Here is a 21,497-nt window from a genome sequence, read left to right on the forward strand (position 1 = left end):
ACGCAGTTTCAGAAAAGACAGAGACAGAAAAAACAGTGACAGCAAACGACGCTGCAGCAGCATCCACCCCAGCAGTCCTCGTACTCGAAGACGGCCGGATTTTCCGCGGCACCAGCTACGGCGCCACGGGAACCGCCCTCGGCGAGGCGGTCTTCGCCACCGGCATGACCGGCTACCAGGAGACCATCACGGACCCCTCGTACGCGCGCCAGCTCGTGGTGCAGACCGCGCCGCACATTGGCAACACCGGCGTCAACACCGACGACGCCGAGTCCCGCCGCATCTGGGTGGCCGGCTACATCGTCCGCGACGCCGCCCGCCGGCCCTCCAACTGGCGGTCCGAACGGTCCCTCGATGACGAGCTCGTCGAACAGGGGATCGTCGGCATCCAGGGCGTGGACACCCGGGCCATCACCCGCCACCTGCGCGAACACAAGACCATGCGCGCCGGCATCTTCTCCGGCGACGCCGCCCGCGCCACGGACAAGGAACTGCTCGACGCCGTCCTGGCCAGCGCGCCCATGGAAGGCTCCCGGCTCGCCGAGGAAGTCAGCGTGGACGCCGCGTACACAGTGGAGCCCAAGGACTTCGGCTGGGACGGCGAGCCGCGGTTCAGCATCGCCGCGATCGACCTCGGCATCAAGCGCATGACCCCCATCCGTTTCGCCGAGCGCGGCGTCCTGGTGCACGTGCTGCCCGCCACCGCAACCCTCGCCGACGTCCAGGCCGTCAACCCCGACGGCTTCTTCATGTCCAACGGCCCCGGCGATCCCGCCACCGCGGACAACCAGGTCAAACTGCTCCGTTCGGTCCTCGACGAGAAGATCCCGTACTTCGGCATCTGCTTCGGCAACCAGATCCTGGGCCGCGCCCTTGGATTCGGCACCTACAAGCTGCGCTACGGCCACCGCGGCCTCAACCAGCCGGTCATGGACCGCCGCACCGGCAAGGTCGAAATCACCTCGCAGAACCACGGCTTCGCCGTCGACGCCCCGCTCAACGGCGCCACGCAGGCGCCCGAGGAGCGCTTCGGCCGTGTGGAGGTCAGCCACGTGAGCCTCAACGACGACGTCGTCGAGGGCCTCAACTGCCTCGACATCCCGGCCTTCTCCGTGCAGTACCACCCCGAAGCGGCGGCCGGCCCGCACGACGCCGCCTACCTCTTCGACCGCTTCATCGAGCTGATGGCGGACGCTTCTTCAAAGACGGCGGACGCTCCTTCAAAGACAGAGACCGGCACAACGACTGCCACCGAATCCAAGACTGAGGACAAGAAGTAATGCCCAAGAGAACTGACCTTAAGAGCGTCCTGGTCATCGGGTCCGGTCCGATCGTGATCGGCCAGGCCGCCGAATTCGACTACTCCGGCACCCAGGCACTGCGCGTCCTCAAGGAGGAGGGCCTGCGGGTCATCCTCGTGAACTCCAACCCGGCCACCATCATGACGGACCCCGAGTTCGCCGACGCCACCTACATCGAGCCGATCACCCCCGAGGTGGTCGAGAAGATCATCGCCAAGGAGCGCCCGGACGCGGTCCTGCCCACCCTGGGCGGGCAGACCGCGCTCAACACGGCCATCGCACTGGACAAGAACGGCGTCCTGGAGAAGTACAACGTCGAGCTGATCGGCGCCAACATCGCCGCGATCGAACTCGGCGAGGACCGCGAGAAGTTCAAGGGCGTCGTGGAACGCTGCGGCGCCGAATCGGCCCGCAGCCACATCATCCACACCATCGACGAGGCCCTCGCCGCGGCCGAGGACCTCGGCTACCCCATGGTCGTCCGGCCCTCCTTCACCATGGGCGGCCTCGGCTCCGGCCTGGCCTACGACGAGGCTGACCTCCGCCGGATCGTCGGTCAGGGCCTGCAGTACAGCCCCACCAGCGAGGTGCTGCTCGAAGAGAGCATCCTCGGCTGGAAGGAATACGAGCTCGAGATGATGCGGGACAAGAACGACAACGTCGTGGTGGTCTGCTCCATCGAGAACTTCGACCCGGTCGGCGTGCACACCGGCGACTCGATCACCGTCGCGCCGGCACTGACCCTGACGGACCGCGAATACCAGCGGCTGCGCGACATCTCCATCGCCGTCATCCGCGAAGTCGGCGTCGACACCGGCGGCTGCAACATCCAGTTCGCCGTCGAGCCGGACACCGGCCGCGTCGTCGTGATCGAGATGAACCCGCGCGTCTCCCGCTCCTCCGCCCTCGCCTCCAAGGCCACCGGCTTCGCGATCGCCAAGATCGCCACCAAGCTCTCCCTCGGCTACACCCTGGACGAGATCCCGAACGACATCACCCAGAAGACCCCGGCGTCCTTCGAGCCGACCCTGGACTACGTCGTCGTCAAGGTCCCGCGCTTCGCCTTCGAGAAGTTCCCGGCGGCGGATCCGACCCTGACCACCACCATGAAATCGGTGGGCGAGGCTATGGCCATGGGCCGGAACTTCACCGAGGCGCTGCAGAAGGCCCTGCGCTCCCTCGAACAGAAGGGCTCGCAGCTGGACTTCAGCCACGTCCCGGAATGGGAAGTCGCGGAGCTGATCGAGAAGGCCAAGCGGCCCACCACCGAGCGCCTGCACCAGGTCCAGCGGGCCCTGCTCGGCGGCGCCACCGTGGAGCAGCTCTTCGAGGCCACCAAGATCGACCCCTGGTACCTGGACCAGCTCCAGCTCCTCAACGAGATCTCCCTCGAAATCCGGCAGGCCGCGGCCCTGACCCCGGAAATGCTGACGCGCGCCAAGCGCCACGGCTTCTCCGACGAGCAGATCGGCGCCCTGACCCACAACTCCGAGGACGTGGTCCGCGGCGTCCGGCAGGCCCTCGGCATCCGCCCGGTCTACAAGACCGTGGACACGTGCGCCGCCGAGTTCGCCGCCTACACGCCCTACCACTACTCCTCCTACGACGAGGAGGACGAGGTCGCGCTGCACGCCAAGCCGTCCATCATCATCCTCGGCTCCGGCCCCAACCGGATCGGCCAGGGGATCGAGTTCGACTACTCCTGCGTCCACGCCTCCATGGCGCTGCGCAAGGCCGGCTACGAGACGGTCATGGTCAACTGCAACCCCGAGACCGTCTCCACCGATTACGACGTCTCCACCCGCCTGTACTTCGAACCGCTCACGCTCGAGGACGTCCTCGAGGTCATCGCGGCCGAGGAGCGCACCGGCGGCGTCATGGGCGTCTTCGTCCAGCTCGGCGGCCAGACCCCGCTCAAGCTCGCCCAGCAGCTGGCCGACGCCGGCGTGCCGATCCTGGGCACCTCGCCGGAAGCGATCGACCTCGCCGAACACCGTGGCGCGTTCTCCCGCGTGCTCGACAAGGCCGGGCTCGTCTCACCGAAGAACGGCACCGCCGTGTCCTTCGAGGACGCCAAGAAGATCGCCGACGAGATCGGCTACCCGGTCCTGGTCCGCCCGTCCTACGTGCTCGGCGGGCGCGGCATGGAGATCGTCTACGACGAGCCCAACCTCTCCCGCTACATCGCCAACGCCACCGAAATCACCCCGGACCACCCGGTCCTGATCGACAGGTTCCTGGAGGACGCCGTCGAGATCGACGTCGACGCCCTCTACGACGGCACGGAGATGTACCTCGGCGGCATCATGGAACACATCGAGGAGGCCGGCATCCACTCCGGCGACTCGGCCTGCGTCCTGCCTCCGATCACCCTGGGCAACAACGTGCTGGAACGGGTCCGGACCGCCACCCTGGCCATCGCCGAGGGCGTGGGCGTCCGCGGCCTGATCAACATCCAGTTCGCCCTGGCCTCCGACGTGCTCTACGTCCTGGAAGCCAACCCGCGGGCCTCCCGCACCGTGCCGTTCGTCTCCAAGGCCACCGGTGTCCAGATGGCCAAGGCCGCGGCCCTGATCGGCACCGGCGTCACCATTAACCAGCTCCGCAGCGCCTACAAGATGCTGCCCGAATCCGGCGACGGCTCCACGCTGCCGCTGGATGCACCGGTCTCGGTCAAGGAAGCTGTTCTGCCGTTCAGCCGTTTCCGCACCCCCGAGGGCAAGGTGGTCGACTCCCTGCTTGGACCGGAAATGCGCTCCACGGGCGAGGTCATGGGCATCGACAAGCACTTCGACACGGCCTTCGCCAAGAGCCAGGCGGCCGCCAACAACGCGCTGCCCACCGAGGGCAAGATCTTCGTCTCCGTGGCCAACCGGGACAAGCGCTCGGTCATCATGGGCGTCAAACGGCTCTCGGACCTCGGCTTTGAGATCGTCTCCACCGGCGGCACCGCCGACGTGCTGCGCCGCAACGGCATCCAGGCCACCCCGGTCCGGAAGGTCGCCGAGGGCTCCAGCGCCGAAGGCGAAGGCACCATCGCGGACCTCATCATCGCAGGCGAAATCGACATGGTCTTCAACACCCCTTCCGGTGGCGAGGCCCGCAGCGACGGCTACGAACTGCGCGCCGCCGCGACGTCGATCGGCATCCCGTGCATCACCACCGTGGCCGAGTTCAACGCCGCCGTCCAGGCCATCGAGGCGCTGCGCACCTACGAATGGTCCGTCACGAGCCTGCAGGAGCACGCCGCGAACCTCAAGGCCCTCCAGGATGCCTGAGGCAGCCCCCGCAGTAACGCCCGGCCGGGAGTCCTTCGGCTCCCGGCTGGGCCGGGCCATGGCGGCCCGCGGACCGCTGTGCGTCGGCATCGACCCGCATCCGGCGCTGCTGCAGCAATGGGGTCTGACCGACGACGCCGCAGGGCTGGAACGCTTCTCGCTGACCGTCCTGGAGGCGGTGGCCTCCCTCGCTGCCGCGGTGAAGCCGCAAGTGGCACTGTACGAGCGGCACGGCTCCGCCGGCATGGCCGTGCTTGAACGCACCCTGGCCGCGGCCGCGGAGGCCTCCGTGCTGACCATCGCGGACGCCAAGCGCGGCGACATCGGTTCCACCATGGCCGCCTACGCCGACGCCTGGCTGCGGGACGGCTCGGCCCTCGCCGCGGATTCGGTTACCTTGAGCCCGTACCTGGGCTTTGAGTCCCTGCGGCCCGCCCTGGACCTGGCCGCCGAGACCGGGCGCGGCGTGTTCGTCCTCGCGCTGACCTCCAACCCGGAAGGCGCCTCGGTACAGCACGTCGGCGGGGCGGATTCCGTCGCGCGGCGGATCACGGAGGCGGCCGCGGCGGAGAACCGGCGCTACGACGGTTCCCTCGGTTCCGTGGGCCTTGTGGTCGGCGCCACGGTGGGCTCCGCCCTGACCGCACTGAATCTTGACCTGGCGGCGGTCCGCGGGCCCATCCTGGCCCCCGGGCTGGGGGCGCAGGGCGCAACCGCCGCGGATCTGCGCCGCACTTTCGGTGCGGCCTATCCGCAGGTCCTGGGCACCTCGAGCCGGGACATCCTCGGCGCCGGACCGCAGCTGCAGCCGCTCCGGGATGCCGCACGGCGCACCCTCGACGAACTCCTCGCAGCCTAGCCGCCGCCGGGCCGGCCCGGGACCGGAGATACCGGACCCGGGCCGCGTGCTGTCCCGTTAGGGGACCGGGCTTTTGACCTGCCGGGACGGCTGCAGATTTCCATTGATTTCTGCCTCCGCCAGCGGGTAGGTTCAGGGCAAGGGCACGGGTGCCCCGTCCCGCCATGCAGGGAGGACCTCAGTGAGCTTGAAACCCCTCACTCCGCAGGAGCGTTCCGATGCCCTTCGCAAGGCCGCTGCCGCAAGGGCCACCAGGGCCGAGGCCAAGGAGCGCCTGAAGACGGGAGCTCTGACCATCGCCAACGTCATCGATGCCGCGGAAACCGACGACGCCATTGCCCGGATGCGGATCGTGGAGCTGCTGGAGGCGCTGCCCGGGATCGGCCGGGTCCGTGCCGCGGCCATCATGGACCAGCTCGGCATCGCGCAATCCCGGCGCGTCCGCGGCCTGGGAATCCACCAGCGCCGGGCGCTGGTAGATTTTATTGACGACAAATAGCTTGGTTCGCTGAGCTGCCCCAACGCCCAAAGGAATATGTGAGCAAGAAACCGGGACTGACAGTCCTCGCCGGCCCGACGGCTGTTGGCAAAGGCACCGTGTCCACCTATATCCGCGACAACTACCCCGAGGTGTGGCTGTCCGTGTCCGCTACCACCCGGGCTCCGCGGCCCGGGGAAATCGACGGGGTGCACTACTTCTTCAAGTCCAAGGAGGAGTTCGAGTCCCTGGTGGCTGCCGGCGAACTGCTTGAATGGGCAGTTGTGCACGGACAGAACACCTATGGCACCCTGAAGAGCACGGTCAACCAGGCCATCGCCGAGGGCCGCCCGGTACTGCTGGAAATTGATCTGCAGGGAGCACGCCAAGTCCGGCAAGCCGTTCCGGATGCGCAGTTCGTGTTCCTTGCGCCGCCCAGCTGGGATGAATTAGTCCGCCGGCTTGTGGGCCGCGGCACGGAAAGCGCCGAAGAACAGCATCGACGGCTGGAAACCGGTAAAGTAGAGCTTGCTGCTGAACCGGAGTTCGACCACACCGTTATTAATGACGACGTTCGCCGGGCAGCGGACGAGCTTGTTTCACTCATGGGGCTGACCCCCCACCCGCGCTAGCCGCGGGAAGCCATCAGCCCGTWAGAATTTGGAGAATTCGTGTCCACGAACCTTGAAGGCATCATCAACCCGCCGATCGACGAGCTGCTGAAGGCCGCCGACTCGAAGTACGGACTGGTGATTTTCGGTGCCAAGCGCGCACGCCAGATCAACGCGTACTACGCCCAGCTGCACGAGGGCCTGTTTGAGTACGTTGGTCCGCTGGTCGACACCAAGCTGAACGAGAAGTCCCTGTCGATCGCGCTGCGCGAGATCAACGAAGGCAAGCTCGTTTCCACGCCGATCGAAGCCGCGGAGTAATTCCCTTCGCGGGAATAGCAAAGTAAACAGACTGCCTGTTGACGGAGATCACGTGCGCATAGTCCTCGGAGTCGGGGGAGGGATTGCCGCCTACAAGGTGGCATCGCTCCTCCGGCTTTTTACTGAAGCCGGGCATGACGTCACGGTCATCCCCACCGAGTCGGCAACCCGCTTCGTCGGCGTTGCCACGTGGGAGGCCCTGTCCGGGCACCCGGTGAGGAACAGCGTTTTCGACGCCGTCCACACGGTCAACCATGTCCGGCTCGGCCACGAGGCCGACCTGATCGTCGTGGCACCGGCCACCGCCGATCTCCTGGCCCGCGCGGCCACCGGCCAGGCCGATGACCTCCTCACCAACACGCTGCTGATGGCCGGCGACTGCCCCGTCCTCATGGCCCCGGCCATGCACACCGAAATGTGGCAGCACCAGGCCACCCAGGCAAACGTCGAAACCCTGCGCAGCCGCGGCATCACTGTCCTGGAACCCGCGAGCGGCCGGCTGACCGGAGCCGACTCCGGCCCCGGCAGGCTGCCCGAACCCGAGGCGATCTTCGCCGCCGCCCTGGCCCTCGCCGGGGCATCCGCCGTGCCCGGCGCGTCCTCCCTGACGCCGGAAGACACCGTGCCGGCGTCGGCCGCCGCCGCGGATCCGGCCCTGGTTGCCGGGCCTCCCGCCGGCCGCCCGCTGGCCGGGCTGACGGTCACCATCAGCGCCGGCGGCACCCGCGAACCGCTGGACCCCGTGCGTTTCCTCGGCAACCGCTCCTCGGGCAAGCAGGGCGTAGCCCTGGCCGCGGCCGCCCTCGAGGCCGGCGCCCGCGTCCGCCTGCTGGCCGCCCACATGGAGGTTCCGGCGCCCGCCGGCGCCGAACTCGTCCAGGTCGAGACGGCCCTGGAGCTGCGCAAGGCAGCCCTGCACGCGGCCGCCGACTCCGACGTCGTCATCATGGCCGCCGCCGTCGCGGACTTCCGCCCGGCGGACGTCTCCGGCACCAAGATCAAGAAGCGCGACGACGTCGCCGATCCCGTCATCAACCTGGTGCGCAACCCGGACATCCTGCGGGAACTCGTCGAGGTCCGCGACGCCGCGTCCCGGCATCAGCTGATTGTCGGCTTCGCCGCCGAAACAGGCGATGCCGGGGGAGATGTCCTCGAGTACGCCCTGGCCAAGCTGCACCGGAAGGCCTGCGACCTGCTGGTGGTCAACCAGGTGGGCCGGGACAAGGTCTTTGGCGAAGACACGAACTCCGTGGTCATCCTTTCCCGCGCCGGCTCCGAACCCCAAGAGGCGTCGGGTTCCAAATCCGACGTCGCGGCTGCCGTGATCGACCGGATCAGCGCCGAGCTGAGCCGGGCAGTACCGCCGGCCTAGCCGGCGTAACCAACATCTCCTTAGCATGGGGACACACGCCGCCGGACGCCCGTTTTCCAACCAGTAAGGTAGTTGAGTGACTTTACCGCTGCACATCCCCGACTTCCACGGGTCCACGCCCGCCGCGCTCCGGCTCTTTACGTCCGAGTCGGTGACGGAGGGCCACCCCGACAAGATCTGTGACCAGATCAGCGATGCGATCCTGGACGCCCTGCTGGACAAGGACCCCGAATCCCGCGTAGCCGTCGAAACGCTGGCCACCACAGGGCTGGTCCACGTGGCCGGCGAGGTCACCACGGACGCCTACGTCGAGATCCCCCAGATTGTCCGCGAGACCATCCTGGGCATCGGCTACGACTCCTCGGCCAACGGCTTCGACGGCGCCCGCTGCGGCGTCTCGGTATCGATCGGCCAGCAGTCCAACGACATCGCCGGCGGCGTGTTCAACTCGCTCGAAGCCCGCGAGGGACGCCAGGAAGACGACTACGACCTCCAGGGCGCCGGCGACCAGGGTCTCATGTTCGGCTACGCCAGCGACGAGACCCCCTCCTACATGCCCGTGCCGATCTGGCTCGCGCACCGGCTCTCCGAGCGCCTCACCGAGGTCCGCAAGAACGGCGAACTCGGCTACCTGCGCCCGGACGGCAAGACCCAGGTCACGGTGGGCTACGACGGCGACCGGCCGGTTTCCGTGGAGACCGTGGTCATCTCCAGCCAGCACGCCGAAGGCACCAGCCTCGACCAGCTCCGCGCCGACCTCGCCAAGCACGTGGTGGAGCCGGTCATGGCGCTGTCCAACCTGGACATCTCCCGGACCCGCAATATCCTCAACCCCGCGGGCGCCTTCGTCATTGGCGGTCCCGTGGGCGACGCCGGCCTCACCGGCCGCAAGATCATCGTCGACACCTACGGCGGCATGGCCCGCCACGGCGGCGGCGCGTTCTCCGGCAAGGACCCGTCGAAGGTGGACCGCTCGGCCGCCTACGCCATGCGCTGGGTCGCCAAGAACGTGGTGGCCGCAGGCCTGGCCAAGCGCGCCGAAATCCAGATCGCGTACGCGATCGGACAGGCCCGCCCGGTGGGTACCTACGTGGAGACGTTCGGAACCGAAACCGTGGACCCGGCGCGGATCAGCGCCGCGATCGCCGAGATCTTCGACCTGCGCCCACGGGCCATCATCGACGCCCTCGACCTCAAGCGCCCGATCTACGCCAAGACCGCAGCCCACGGGCACTTCGGCCGCGAAGATCCGGACTTCACCTGGGAACGCCTGGACCGGGTGGACGAACTGAAAGCTTTCTTCAACGCCTAAGTCCGCCGGATACGCTGCGTGAATCCAGCCAGGAAGCCGGCCGGACRGTCCGTTTTCACGGCGTGCGTTTTCACGGTGTGCGTTTGCCGTTGAGTTTTTTGTCAGTGCTGTGTGATGTGCTGTAGCCAGGCCGCCTTCCGGTGGCCTGGCTACAGTGCATTTAAGAAACCGCCATTTAGCCCAAGGGAGGTGCGCGTGAGTCCCAATCCCAGCGGGGGCGCGCCCGGCGAACCCCAGCAGCTGTCCCTGCTCCAGGGCTTCCCCGTATCCGCCGCGGAAGCGCCCGGGCCAGCCCTCGCCGCCCAGCTGCCGGTGGCGCGGGTGCTGATCGAATCCTCGCTGCCACACCTGGACCGGCCCTTCGACTACAGCGTGCCTGCCACCCTCGACACCCAGGCCCTGCCCGGGGTGCGGGTCAAGGTCAAGTTCAACGGCCAGGAACTGCCCGGATACCTCCTGGAGCGCACCGCCGCGTCCGACGCCGGCCACCCGCTCGTGCCACTGCACAAAGTACTCTCGTCCGTGCCGGTGCTGACCCCCGCCATAGCCGAACTCGCCGGCCGGATCGCCTCCCGGTACGCCGGAACGGTCAGCGATGTCCTGCGCGTTGCCGTGCCGCCGCGCATGGCCAGGCTCGAAAAGGAATTCGCCCCGGACGGCCGGCTCGACCCCGAGCTGTTCGGTACTGAGATGGCTGGTCTTGCGACCTCCGCGTCGCTGCCCTCACGGGCCGCAGGCAGCGTCTGGGCCCCGTACCGCAACGGTCAGGCGTTCCTGGCCCACCTGGCCGCGGGAGAGTCGCCCAGGGCCGTGCTGACCGCCCTCCAGGGCTACGGGCCCGGCGGCTGGCCGCGGATGGTCGCCGAGGCCGTGGCCGCCGTGCGGATCTCCGGCCGCGGCGCCGTCGTGGTGGTGCCCGACTACCGGGACCTGGACCGGGTGGAGTCCGCCCTGCTGGAACTCCTTCCCGCCGGCGACGTCGCCCGGCTCACCGCGGACGATGGCCAGACCCCGCGCTACCGCAGCTTCCTGCGCGTCCTCAGCGGCGCGGCCGGGGTCGCCGTGGGCACGCGTTCCGCGGCCTACGCACCGGTGCCGAACCTCGGGCTCGTGGTCTGCTGGGACGACGGCGACGACCTCCACATCGAACAACGGTCCCCGTACGCGCACTCCCGCGAAGTCCTCCTGCTCCGCGCAGGCCAGGAGGGAGCCGCTTGCCTGCTCGCGGCCCACTCCCGCAGCACCGAAACGGAGCGGCTGGTCGCCTCCGGCTGGGCGCAGGCCGTGGAAGCGGAGCGAACCGTCCTCCGCCGGACGGTCCCGCGCGTACTGAACACGGCGGACAGCTTTGAACAGGAACGTGACCCGCTGGCCCGCATCGCCCGCCTCCCGGGCGCGGCCTGGCGGACGGCCAAGGATGGCCTGGAACGCGGCCCGGTCCTGGTCCAGGTGGCCCGGGCCGGCTACGCCCCCTCGCTGGTGTGCGAAACCTGCCGGGAGCCGGCCCGCTGCACCGCCTGCAGCGGGCCCCTGGCGATCGCCGGGCCGGGCGGGAGCAGCGCCGTGCCGCAATGCCGCTGGTGCTCATCGCCGGCCCCGTCATGGCGCTGTGGTACCTGCAACGGTGTCCGGCTGCGGCGTGGCGCCACGGGGGCCCTCCGCACGGCGGAGGAGCTGGGCCGGGCGTTTCCGGGAACACCGGTCATCACCTCCTCGGGGGATCACGTCAAGGCCACCGTCCCGGCGACGAAGGCCCTCGTGGTGGCCACCGTCGGTGCCGAGCCGGTGGCCACCGGCGGGTACGCCGCGGCCCTGCTGCTCGACGGCGACTCGTTGCTGCGCCGGGAAAACCTGAGGGCGGGGGAGGACGCAGTGCGTCGCTGGTTCAACGCCGCAGCCCTGGTGCGGCCGGCACCCGAGGGCGGCCTGGTGGTCATCACCGCCGACGACGCCGCCGGGGTTGGCGCCCTGCTGCGCTGGGATCCTGCCGGGTACGCGAGCCGGGAATTGGCGCTGCGGCAGGAGCTGCAGCTGCCCCCCGCCGTGCGGGTCGCCTCCGTCACCGGGGGCAGGACCGCCGTCGGGCACTTCRCCGACGCCGTAGAGCACCGGCTGGCGGTGCACGGAACCGTCCTTCGGACGGCCGGACCGGCGCCCCTGATACTGCCGGCCGCCGCGGGAGGGCGCTCAGCGCAGGGGGAACCAGGACCGCGGGATTCCGGCGAGGAGGTCCGGACSCTGCTGTTYATCCCCTACGCCCAGGCCGCCGAGGCCACGGCCGTCCTGCGTGCTGTCAAAGCGGCAGCCGCGGCCAAGCGCAGCGACGACCCCGTGCAGCTGCGCCTGGACGGTGTGGACGTCCTCTAACAGGCCATCGGGCGAGCTCGCCAGGAGAGCTGCCGCGCCGCCCAGATTCCCCACCTTTGGCAGCCTCCGGCGGCGTGCTGGCCAGTTACAGCGGCGTGTCGCGGGGTTGCGGTGTCAGAGGTGGGGAATTTCGGCGCGGTTCCCAGAGCCCGGTGGCCAGCGCAGTTATGCCGCCCGGGTGGGCTAGTTCTTGGTCCGGCCCCGGAGCGCGACGGCCTCTTCGGCGACCGCCACGAGCCGCCGGGCGGACTCATCCCAGCTGAAGTCGGCCGCCCGCTCCACCGCGCGGAGGGACCGCGCCTTCCACAGCGCAGGGTCCTCGAGCCTGCGCACGGCCTCGGCAAACTCCGCGGGCGAGTCCGGGTGCACGTAGCTGACGGCGTCATCGCCGACCTCCCGGAAGATCGGGATGTCGCTGGCGATCACCGGCGTACCGTGCGACATCGCCTCGACCAGCGGCAGTCCGTAGCCCTCGGCCCGGGACAGGCTGATCAGCGCGGTGGTGCGCGCCAGGAGGGCCTCGTACTCGGCGTCACTGACGCCGTTGTGGAAGATGATGTTGGCCCCCTCCGGAGCCAGTGCCTCCAGTTCCGCCCGCCGCTCCGGGGCGATCCGGCTCAGCAGGTGGAGGGTCATGTCCGGCAGTTCCGCCATGCCCAGGATCATCGTCTCCACGTTCTTGTAGGGCATGAAGGACCCCATGTAGAGCAGCGTCTTGTCGGCCCCCGCCCCGGGGTCGCGCGGTGTGTGGCCGTGCTGGGGGGCGTTGCCCACGATCCGGACCGGGCGGCGGGTGAGCCGGTACTTGGCCATCAGGGCCGCCGTGGTGGAACTGATGGTCGCCACGATGTCGGCCCTGTTCAGCAGGAGCCGCTGGGGCCAGAAGGCCTTGTGGTACAGGCGCCACAGGACCCGGACCGGGGCCGGCAGGAACCCGGGCGGGGCGGGGTGCTCGTAGTAGATGAGGTCGTGCAGGGTCAGCACCAGGGCGTATTTGCGTCCCCAGCTGCCCATGGTCTGCATGGGGCACACCACCACGTCCGCGCCCAGCTTGTTGACTCTCGCTGCCACGAAGAGTTCCGCCGGTGACAGGGGGCTGTTGATCACGGTGTACGGAACGTCCGGCAGGAGCGCGAGCTGGCGGGGGTCGCTGATCAGCATCGAGACGTCCGCGATCTTGGCGGTTGCTGCGATCAGGCTGGCGCCGTAGCGGCTGATGCCGTCGTGGTGGTCCAGCCGGGTGAAGCGGGCATCAATGAGAATCTTCACGCGGCGTGGTCCTTTAGGAAGCGTCGGATATAGCGGGCGGCGGGTTCGGGGGTTTCGTAGTGGATCAAATGCCCGACGCCGGGAATGACTTCCAGCCTCCCGTCCGGCAGCAGCGCCACGAGTTTGTGCTGGTCCGCCAGCATGGCGATCTCATCCTTCTCGCCCGCGATCAGCAGCACGGGCAGAGAAAGTTCAGCCGCCACCTCGGAGACATTGCTCCCAACAGAGGCCTTGAAGGCCTGCAGCAGGCTGTCCCGGTCCGCGAAAGAGGAGAAATAGGCGCTGTGCTGGGCGTGCACGAACCTGCGAATATCCTTATCCCCGGTCTTGGCCATGGCCACACTCATCACCCGGACGATCGCCTGGCTGCGCAGCAGGGCGAGCCCGAACCGCCGGGGGAGCCGCGCTGCGGCCTCGTAGTAGAGCACCGCGAGCTTTGTCATGAGGCCCTTGGGGCCCTCGAGGGCCGGCGCCGCGATGGGATTAACCAGGATCAGTTCGGCCACGGCGCCGGGGTTCGCCGCCACGAAGTGGCTGGCGATGATTGAACCGAACGAATGCCCCAGCAGGACCGTGTCCGCACCCAGGCCCAGTGCAGCCATGAAACTGCCGAGGAAACCACCGTACGCGCGGACACTGTGCTCGGTCCCCTCGAAGGCGGCCGAGCTGCCGAAGCCGGGCAGGTCCGGCATGATCAGGCGCATCTCCGTCAACCGGTCTGCTACCCGGAGCAGGCCGTGGTGGTCGCCGCGGAAACCGTGCACCACCAGAATGGTCCGGGTCTCCGCCGTGACCCGGACGGGTTCGTAGACCCAATAGGCGGTACGGGCGCCGTCAACGTCAACGGACTCGGCCCGGGTGCGGGCTTCGAGTCCGGTGCTGATCAGCGGCGTGCGTGAGGACCCGGTGTCCACTTGTTCCATTTGGATTGATTCCTATGCGACGTTGTCGGGGTGGGAGCCGGTCCGGAAGCCGCGTTCGAGGCCCGCCATCTCCGACATGTCCAGCGGGGAGAGCTCAAAGTCGAAAACCTCAAAGTTTTCCCGGATCCGCCCGGACGAGCTGGCCTTGGGGATCGCGATGTTGCCCAGCTGCAGGTGCCAGCGGAGAATAATTTGCGCCGGAGTGCGGTCGTGTTCGGCGGCGAGGGCCAGAATGACCGGGTCTTTCAGCACCTGGCCGCGTCCCAGGGGACTCCACGCCTCCGTGCGGATGCCCAGGGGCTCGTGCTTTGCCCGCAGTTCGTCCTGCTGCAGCCAGGGATGAAGCTCGATCTGGTTCACGGCGGGGACAACCTCCGCGGTGTCCAGGAGCCGGTCCAGGTGCTGCGGCTGGAAGTTGGAGACGCCGATCGCCCGGACCTTGCCCTCGCGGTACAGCGTCTCAAGCGCCCGGTACGTTTCCGGGAACAACCCACGCCGCGCGCACGGCCAATGGATCAGGTACAGGTCGACGTACTCCAGGCCGAGGTTGGAGATCGACGTGTCGAAGGCCCGCATGGTCGCGTCGTAGCCGTGGTCGTCATTCCAGACCTTAGTGGTGACGAAGAGGTCCTGGCGGGATACATACGGTGCGGTTTCGCCGGGGCCGCCGCCGGTGCCCTCAAATCCGGACAGGGCGCCGATTCCCTTGCCGACGCCGGTCTCGTTGCCATACATGGCGGCGGTGTCGAAGTGCCGGTAACCGGCCTCGATGGCCATGGTCACCAGGTTGGCGGCGTCGGCCGGGGGGACCTTGTACAGCCCGAATCCCAGCCGGTCGATCAATACGCCGTTGTTCAGGGCCAGCCCGGGGGAAAGTTTCATGACAACGACTCTACCCACTGGCGCTCCCGCACGCCGCTCAGCCCAGGCCGTCGAAGCGAACCAGCCTGCGGGCGCTGGCCTCGTCCAGGATCAGGTCTGTGGCCAGGCCCGCCGCCAGCGCCCCCCGGAGCCCGTTGATCTTGGACGCACCGGACACGACGCAGATGCGGCGCCGCACCTGGCGGAGCTGGGCCAGGTCCGGGCCGGTGGACCGCTCATTGAGGGTGATGCCGTCCGAGGACCCGTCAGCGCGGAAGAACACGGTGGCGACGTCACCGACGACATCGGAGTTGGCGAGGACGATCAGGTCGTCTTCATCGAGGTAACCGCCGGCGTAGACGTGGCTGGGGTAGTCGGCGTCGACCGATCCGACGCCGAAGATCGCGATGCTCATCCGGGCCTGCAGCTCAAGGATGCGTTGAACACTGCGCTCATTCCACATGGCCGTTTTGGTCGTGGCGTGGTCGAAGAAGGCCGGCACGGGAAACTGCTCCACCCGTGCACCGTAGGCGCTGCCGAACCGCCGCATGATGTCCGAGGCGTAGGTGATGCCGGTGGTCTGCATGTTCCCGGCGCCGTTGAGCTGCACGATCACGCTGTCGTGGGTGATCTTGCGGGTCAGGTGCCGGCTCACGGCGCTCAAGGTGGAGCCCCAGGCGACGCCGATGATGGCGTTGGAATCCACCAGCGGACCGATCGTCCGGGCGGCCTGCATGGCCACGCGGTCCAGTGTTTCCGCCTCATTGAGGGTGTCCACCACCGGAACGACATGCACGTCCACCTTGTATTCGGCCCGGATCATGCTTTCCAGTTCGGGCCCGGTATCCAACGGGCTGCGGATCTGGATCTGCACCAGACCCGAATCGCGCGCCGCCGACAGCAGCCGCGAAACCGTGGACCGTGACGTCCGCAGCTCCCGTGCAATGGCGTCCATTGTCAGGTCCTGGAGGTAATACAGCTGCGCCGCGCGTAGGGCGTCGGACTGGCGTGAAAGGGTCATGAAATTTCCCATCTGCACGTTTGTGCATAGTGCTTGACTCCATTTTCCATTACTCCAAAGAATAGTGTTGAACGGCGCCGCGCCCCGGGCGTGCCGCACAGAACCAAACCCAAGGGAGCAGTTTTGGGACAGAAGGACTCAGTCGGCACACCGGCGAACCACCGCGCCTCGGTGCAGAAGCTGCGGACGCGGCGGCACGCGCAGGTGCTGATCATCGGAGGCGGCATCAACGGCGTGGGCACGTTCCGCGACCTGGCCCTCCAGGGCGTCGACGTGGCGCTCGTCGAGCGCGGCGACTACTGCCAGGGCGCCAGTGGCGCATCGTCCCACATGATCCATGGCGGCATCCGGTACCTCGAGAACGGCGAGTTCCGCCTGGTCCAGGAATCCGTGGTTGAACGCAACCGGCTCCTGCGGATCGCACCGCACTACGTCAAGCCGCTGCAGACCACGATCCCGATCTTCAGCACGTTCTCCGGGGTCCTGGCCGCCCCGATGCGCTTCCTGACCCACAAGCAGGGCAAGCACACCGAGCGCGGAGCGTTCCTGATCAAGCTCGGCCTCAGCATGTACGACTTCTTCTCCCGCGACGGCGGCACGGTTCCGCGCCACCAGTTCCGCGGACGCAAGCGCGCCCTGGCCGAGCTGCCCCGCCTGCACCCCGGGATCAAATACGCGGCCACCTACTTTGACGCGTCCGTCCACAATCCCGAGCGCCTCACCCTCGATGTGCTCCAGGACGGCGAGAAGGCCGGCGGCGTGGACAGCCACCTGGCCCGGGCCAGCAACTACGTTTCTTTCGTTTCGCAGGGCACCTCATCGAAGGACGCCAGGGCTGCCGCTCAGGGAGCAGCGGACGGAACCGGCACCACCGTCCAGCTCCGCGACGAGCTGACCGGCGAAGTCTTCGACTTCACCGCCGACGTCATCGTGAACACCACCGGCGCCTGGGTGGACCTGACCAACGAGGCCATGGGCGCGGCGTCGTCCTTCATGGGCGGAACCAAAGGCTCGCACATCGTGCTGGACCACCCGGAGCTGCTCGCGGCGTGCAACGGCCGCGAAATCTTCTTCGAACACACGGACGGCCGGATTGTGCTGATCTATCCGATGGGGGACCGCGTCCTGGTCGGCACCACCGACGTCGACGCCGACATGGCCGAGGACGCCGTCTGCACCGAGGCGGAAATCGACTACTTCTTTGACCTGATCGGCCACGTCTTCCCCGACATCCAGGTGGACCGGGGCCAGATCGTCTATACGTTCTCCGGCGTGCGCCCGCTGCCGAAGCACGACGCCACCCAGCCCGGGTTCGTCAGCCGGGACTACCGGATCGAACGCCGTGCGGCGCCGGGCGGGGCGGTCCTCAGCCTCGTGGGCGGCAAGTGGACCACGTTCCGGGCCCTCGCCGAGCACCTGAGCAACGATGTCCTGGCCGAGCTCGGCATGGAACGGAAGGTCTCGACGGCGAAGCTCGCCATCGGCGGCGGCGCAGGGTTCCCGGACAGCGAGGACGGCGTCCAGCGCTGGATCAAGGCCCACATGTCCGCCGGCCGAGACGCCGCCCGCGTCACCGGGCTGTTGACCCGCTACGGTACTCGTGCCGAGGAGGTCATCCGCTTCCTGGACGGGGCCCCGGCCGGTCAACCGGACAGGCTGCTGCATTCCACCCGTGAGCTCAGCACCCGCGAACTGGAGTTCATGGCGGCGAACGAGCAGGTCGGGCACCTCGTGGATGTCCTGATCCGCCGGACCTCCTTGGCCTTCCGGGGGCTCGTGACCGGGGAACTCCTGAACGAAGTTGCCGACATCCTTTCGGGCCCGCTCGGCTGGGACGCGGCTCGCCGGGCCATGGAGATCAGCCACGCACAGGAGGTGCTTCTGCGGTTCCACGGCGTCCAGGTACACAGCCTGGTCGCCTGATTCGACTTGCGTGCCCTGGCAGGGAAGCCCGGGTGCAAGCACTGCGCGGTCCGCCCTGGCGGCCGGCGCAGTGGCTGGCCGGCAGCACTAACATGCTGCCGGCCCCACGGCCCTTCAAACTCGCGAAGGGCCGACAACAGAAAATAGAGGAGTCAAAGATGTCTCTTGGAATAGTTTTCCTGTCCGAAGTATTCGGMACCGCAATGCTGACCCTGCTGGGTTGCGGCGTTGTGGCCAACGTTGCGCTCAAAGGCACCAAGGGCAACAACGGCGGGTTCCTCATGGTCACCTGGGGGTGGGGCATTGCCGTCTTCTCCGGTGTCTATGTTGCCGTCCAGTCCGGGTCGCACCTGAACCCCGCGGTCACCTTGGGTCTGCTGCTCAACGGCAAGAAGTTGTACGCTCCCGGCGTTCCGGTCGACTTCGGCTCAACTCTGACCTACTTCGGCGGGGAACTGGTCGGCGCCTTCCTGGGTGCCGTCATCATGTGGGTGGCCTACCGGCAGCACTTTGACGTCGAAACCGAGCCCGCCAGCCAGCTGGCCGTCTTCTCCACCGGACCCGCGATCCGCTCCAACCCCTGGAACCTGGCCACCGAGATCATCGGCACCTTTGTCCTCGTGTTCGTCATCCTGACCTTCGGTGGGACACCTTCCGGACTCGGCCCGCTCGCGGTCGCCCTGCTCGTTGTGGGCATCGGTGTATCCCTCGGCGGTCCCACCGGCTACGCCATCAACCCGGCCCGTGACCTTGGCCCCCGCATCGCGCACGCCCTGCTCCCGATCAAGGGCAAGGGGTCCTCGGACTGGAGCTACTCCTGGATCCCGGTGGTCGGACCGCTGATCGGTGGCGGCCTTGCCGGCATCGTGGCCGCAGTCGTGCCGATCATCCCCCCGGTGCTGCCCCTTTAGTTGCCAGTTCATTAATTGCCAGACCAACTGCCATGCAAAACAGACACGCTAAACAGACACGCCAAACAGACAAGGACGTCTCACTATGAACCAGTACGTAGTCGCTATCGATCAGGGCACCACGAGCACCCGCGCCATCGTCTTCGACCACAGCGGCAGCATCGTCTCCTCCGGCCAGATGGAGCACGAGCAGATCTTCCCCCAGGCTGGCTGGGTAGAGCACAACCCCGCTGAAATCTGGAACAACACCCGCGAAGTGATCGGCTCGGCCCTGTCCAAGGCGAACCTGACCCGGCACGACATCGCCGCCGTCGGCATCACCAACCAGCGCGAAACCGCGGTCGTGTGGGACAAGACCACCGGCGAGGCGATCTACAACGCCATCGTCTGGCAGGACACCCGCACACAGTCGATCGTGGACGAGCTGGCGAAGGAGGGGGGCCCGGAGCGGTTCAAGCAGAAGGTGGGCCTGCCGCTGGCGACCTACTTCTCGGGCACCAAGATCAAGTGGATCCTGGACAACGTCGAGGGCGCCCGGGCCAAGGCGGAGGCCGGTGACCTGGTCTTCGGCAACACCGACTGCTGGGTGCTCTGGAACCTGACCGGCGGGACCGACGGCGGAGTGCACGTCACCGACGTCACCAACGCCTCGCGGACCATGTTCATGGACCTCGAGACGTTGTCCTGGGACCAGGAGATCCTGGACGCGTTCGGCGTCCCGGCCTCCATGATGCCGACCATCAAGTCCTCCTCCGAGGTTTACGGCACGGTGCACACCTCCCAGCTGCTGCGCGAGGTTCCTGTGGCCGGCATCCTGGGCGACCAGCAGGCGGCCACGTTCGGCCAGGCGGCATTCGAAGCCGGTGAAGCCAAGAACACGTACGGCACGGGCTGCTTCCTGATCTTCAACACGGCCGAGGAGATCATCCATTCCAAGAACGGGCTGCTGACCACCGTGGGTTACAAGCTCGGCGACGCGGCGCCGCATTACGCGCTGGAGGGCTCCATCGCCGTCACGGGTTCGTTGATCCAGTGGCTGCGTGACAACCTCGGCCTGATCAGCAGCGCCCCGGAGGTCGAGACCCTCGCGGCCTCGGTGGAGGACAACGGCGGCGTGTACATTGTGCCGGCGTTCTCCGGCCTCTTCGCGCCGTACTGGCGTTCCGATGCCCGCGGCGCAATTGTGGGCCTGACCCGCTATGTGAACAAGAACCACATCGCCCGCGCAGCCCTGGAGGCCACGGCCTTCCAGACCCGTGAGGTGCTGGACGCCGTCAACGCCGATTCCGGCGTGCCGCTGACGGAACTGAAGGTCGACGGCGGCATGGTCGCCAACGACGCCCTCATGCAGTTCCAGGCGGACATCCTCGGCGTGCCGGTGATCCGGCCGAAGGTGGTCGAGACCACCGCCCTGGGCGCAGCCTACGCGGCCGGCCTGGCAGTCGGATTCTGGAAGGATCTGGGCGAATGCTCGGCCAACTGGGCCGAAGACAAGCGGTGGGAGCCGCAAATGGACCAGGCCGAACGGGAACGCCAGATGCGTCTCTGGAAGAAAGCCGTCACCAAGTCCATGGACTGGGTGGACGACGACGTCAAGTAGCCGATCACCCTGACCAGCCGGTAGCCACGGCTCCGGCAGGCAGCAAAAGAAGAGCTCCGGCCAGGATCCCTGGCCGGAGCTCTTCTTTGTTTCCGCGTCAGCTGTGTGTCCGCGTCAGCCGCCCGGAGCCGCTCAGGACACGGGCCCGGTAGTCGTGGTTGTCACGACAGCGCGGGGCGTCTTGGCGTAGACGTCCTTGCTGACCGTGTAGCCGCGCTTGTCCTGCTTCAGTGCCTGCGCATTGACGCTTTGGAGCTCCGCATTGCTGAGCTTCTTGATCTTCACGAGGTCCATGAACTCCTGGTCCGCTCCGCTGACGGCGGTTACTTTGACGAGCCCGGTCCCGGCCGAGTAGAACTTCCGCTGGTGGCCGGCGCTAGGCGGGTCCAGTGGGTTGAACTCATCGATCACCAGCACATCGTTGTAGCAACCGGTCTTAACGCAGACCCGCTGGTTCTTGTACAACACCCGGCCGCAGTCAAGGAAGTCCACGCTGGGYGCGTAGGCCTGTACATAGGCCGGGGTGTTGCGGTGGGGGGTTCCCTGTATGGCGGTCCCGGCCTGCGCCTTATCGATTCCGCTGATAAAGGTGCTCGGTGCGCCGCTCAACTTTCCGTTGTCGTACTCTTCCGGGTATTCGCCGAAGAGCCAGACGCTGCCCGTCCTTTTCGACTGGGCGAAGAAGGCGAGTTCTGACTCGGCCAGGACGCCGTCTGAATAGTCCCGGTCCCACAGGACGAGGGTCTTGACGCCGTTGATCACCTTGGTCAGCCCGGTCACGGTGTGAACCACCGAGTGGGCGCTCACGCTGCCGTCCGCGGACTTCACCTCGCCTGTAGTGGTGAACTGCATGCCGGGTTTGAGCGGGTTCCATTTGTTGTCGATCACTGGGTTCGCCGGGAAGTCCGACCGGTTGAAGTGGATCGCCGAGCCGGGGCCGCACAGTTCCTGGGAACTGACGGCTGCCGGCACGGCGGCCGCTGCCGCCGTCGCCGACGTTAGCGATGCCGCCACCAACAAGAGCGCGGAGCCGTAGGCGGTTAATCTCTTAGTTCGTGGAGTCATCTGACTGGCCTCTCAATTGTTGTTG

General features: G+C 67.6%; 17 protein-coding genes. 12 read left to right on the forward strand and 5 right to left on the reverse strand.

What is annotated here, in order from left to right:
- Positions 1-35 precede the first annotated feature (35 nt).
- The 9 genes from carA to AC1DEY_RS08460 all read left to right on the forward strand — a co-directional run bounded on the left by carA (position 36) and on the right by AC1DEY_RS08460 (position 11,899).
- Positions 36-1,280 carry a glutamine-hydrolyzing carbamoyl-phosphate synthase small subunit gene (gene carA / locus AC1DEY_RS08420; protein ID WP_476867553.1) on the forward strand — a complete coding sequence of 415 codons (1,245 nt, stop codon included), beginning with the start codon at positions 36-38 and terminating at the stop codon, positions 1,278-1,280.
- Positions 1,280-4,579 (forward strand): carbamoyl-phosphate synthase large subunit, encoded by a 3,300-nt coding sequence (carB, locus tag AC1DEY_RS08425; RefSeq protein ID WP_476867554.1) that lies wholly within the window; start codon positions 1,280-1,282, stop codon positions 4,577-4,579. Before carA ends, carB begins: the two co-directional genes overlap by 1 nt.
- The gene (gene pyrF / locus AC1DEY_RS08430; RefSeq protein WP_476867555.1) at positions 4,572-5,438 is read left to right on the forward strand and encodes an orotidine-5'-phosphate decarboxylase; all 867 of its coding nucleotides are present in this window, start codon (positions 4,572-4,574) and stop codon (positions 5,436-5,438) included. The genes carB and pyrF overlap by 8 nt, the downstream gene beginning before the upstream one ends.
- A gap of 181 nt (positions 5,439-5,619) precedes the next feature.
- Positions 5,620-5,937 carry an integration host factor, actinobacterial type gene (gene mihF, locus AC1DEY_RS08435; RefSeq protein ID WP_441409014.1) on the forward strand — a complete coding sequence of 106 codons (318 nt, stop codon included), beginning with the start codon at positions 5,620-5,622 and terminating at the stop codon, positions 5,935-5,937.
- 38 nt (positions 5,938-5,975) lie between these two features.
- The gene (gmk, locus tag AC1DEY_RS08440; RefSeq protein ID WP_476867556.1) at positions 5,976-6,548 is read left to right on the forward strand and encodes a guanylate kinase; all 573 of its coding nucleotides are present in this window, start codon (positions 5,976-5,978) and stop codon (positions 6,546-6,548) included.
- Positions 6,549-6,587: 39 nt separating this feature from the next.
- Positions 6,588-6,848 carry a DNA-directed RNA polymerase subunit omega gene (rpoZ, locus tag AC1DEY_RS08445; protein WP_090581074.1) on the forward strand — a complete coding sequence of 87 codons (261 nt, stop codon included), beginning with the start codon at positions 6,588-6,590 and terminating at the stop codon, positions 6,846-6,848.
- 52 nt (positions 6,849-6,900) lie between these two features.
- Positions 6,901-8,220, forward strand: coding sequence for a bifunctional phosphopantothenoylcysteine decarboxylase/phosphopantothenate synthase (locus AC1DEY_RS08450; RefSeq protein WP_476867557.1), 1,320 nt, complete (start codon positions 6,901-6,903; stop codon positions 8,218-8,220).
- A gap of 76 nt (positions 8,221-8,296) precedes the next feature.
- A complete protein-coding gene (metK, locus tag AC1DEY_RS08455) occupies positions 8,297-9,532 on the forward strand; it encodes a methionine adenosyltransferase (RefSeq protein ID WP_441409011.1) in 1,236 nt (411 codons plus the stop codon).
- A 195-nt stretch (positions 9,533-9,727) separates the two neighbouring features.
- Entirely contained in the window at positions 9,728-11,899 is a 2,172-nt protein-coding gene (locus tag AC1DEY_RS08460) for a primosomal protein N' (protein ID WP_476867558.1), read from the forward strand.
- A 183-nt stretch (positions 11,900-12,082) separates the two neighbouring features.
- Here the strand turns inward: AC1DEY_RS08460 and AC1DEY_RS08465 are convergent, their stop codons facing one another.
- The 4 genes from AC1DEY_RS08465 to AC1DEY_RS08480 are packed head-to-tail and all read right to left on the reverse strand — an operon-like array spanning position 12,083 to position 15,973.
- Positions 12,083-13,168, reverse strand: coding sequence for a glycosyltransferase family 4 protein (locus tag AC1DEY_RS08465; RefSeq protein ID WP_476867559.1), 1,086 nt, complete (start codon positions 13,166-13,168; stop codon positions 12,083-12,085).
- The gene (locus AC1DEY_RS08470; RefSeq protein WP_476867560.1) at positions 13,165-14,091 is read right to left on the reverse strand and encodes an alpha/beta fold hydrolase; all 927 of its coding nucleotides are present in this window, start codon (positions 14,089-14,091) and stop codon (positions 13,165-13,167) included. The genes AC1DEY_RS08465 and AC1DEY_RS08470 overlap by 4 nt, the downstream gene beginning before the upstream one ends.
- Positions 14,092-14,103: 12 nt before the next feature.
- Entirely contained in the window at positions 14,104-14,973 is an 870-nt protein-coding gene (locus tag AC1DEY_RS08475) for an aldo/keto reductase (RefSeq protein WP_476867561.1), read from the reverse strand.
- A 37-nt stretch (positions 14,974-15,010) separates the two neighbouring features.
- Positions 15,011-15,973: a sugar-binding transcriptional regulator gene (locus tag AC1DEY_RS08480; protein ID WP_441409006.1), complete on the reverse strand. Its 963-nt coding sequence runs from the start codon at positions 15,971-15,973 to the stop codon at positions 15,011-15,013.
- 123 nt (positions 15,974-16,096) lie between these two features.
- Here AC1DEY_RS08480 and AC1DEY_RS08485 point away from each other — a divergent pair, with 123 nt between their 5' ends.
- The 3 genes from AC1DEY_RS08485 (at position 16,097) to glpK (ending at position 20,407) form a co-directional block, all read left to right on the forward strand.
- On the forward strand, positions 16,097-17,896 hold the full coding sequence (locus AC1DEY_RS08485) for a glycerol-3-phosphate dehydrogenase/oxidase (RefSeq protein WP_476867562.1): 1,800 nt from the start codon (positions 16,097-16,099) through the stop codon (positions 17,894-17,896).
- Between the two features lie 158 nt (positions 17,897-18,054).
- On the forward strand, positions 18,055-18,807 hold the full coding sequence (locus AC1DEY_RS08490) for an MIP/aquaporin family protein (RefSeq protein ID WP_476867563.1): 753 nt from the start codon (positions 18,055-18,057) through the stop codon (positions 18,805-18,807).
- A gap of 85 nt (positions 18,808-18,892) precedes the next feature.
- Positions 18,893-20,407: a glycerol kinase GlpK gene (gene glpK, locus AC1DEY_RS08495; protein WP_441409003.1), complete on the forward strand. Its 1,515-nt coding sequence runs from the start codon at positions 18,893-18,895 to the stop codon at positions 20,405-20,407.
- A 132-nt stretch (positions 20,408-20,539) separates the two neighbouring features.
- Here glpK and AC1DEY_RS08500 read toward each other — a convergent pair whose 3' ends face one another.
- Positions 20,540-21,472 carry a hypothetical protein gene (locus tag AC1DEY_RS08500; RefSeq protein WP_476867564.1) on the reverse strand — a complete coding sequence of 311 codons (933 nt, stop codon included), beginning with the start codon at positions 21,470-21,472 and terminating at the stop codon, positions 20,540-20,542.
- Positions 21,473-21,497: the final 25 nt, after the last annotated feature.

Source organism: Arthrobacter sp. 05T47 (assembly GCF_056395825.1).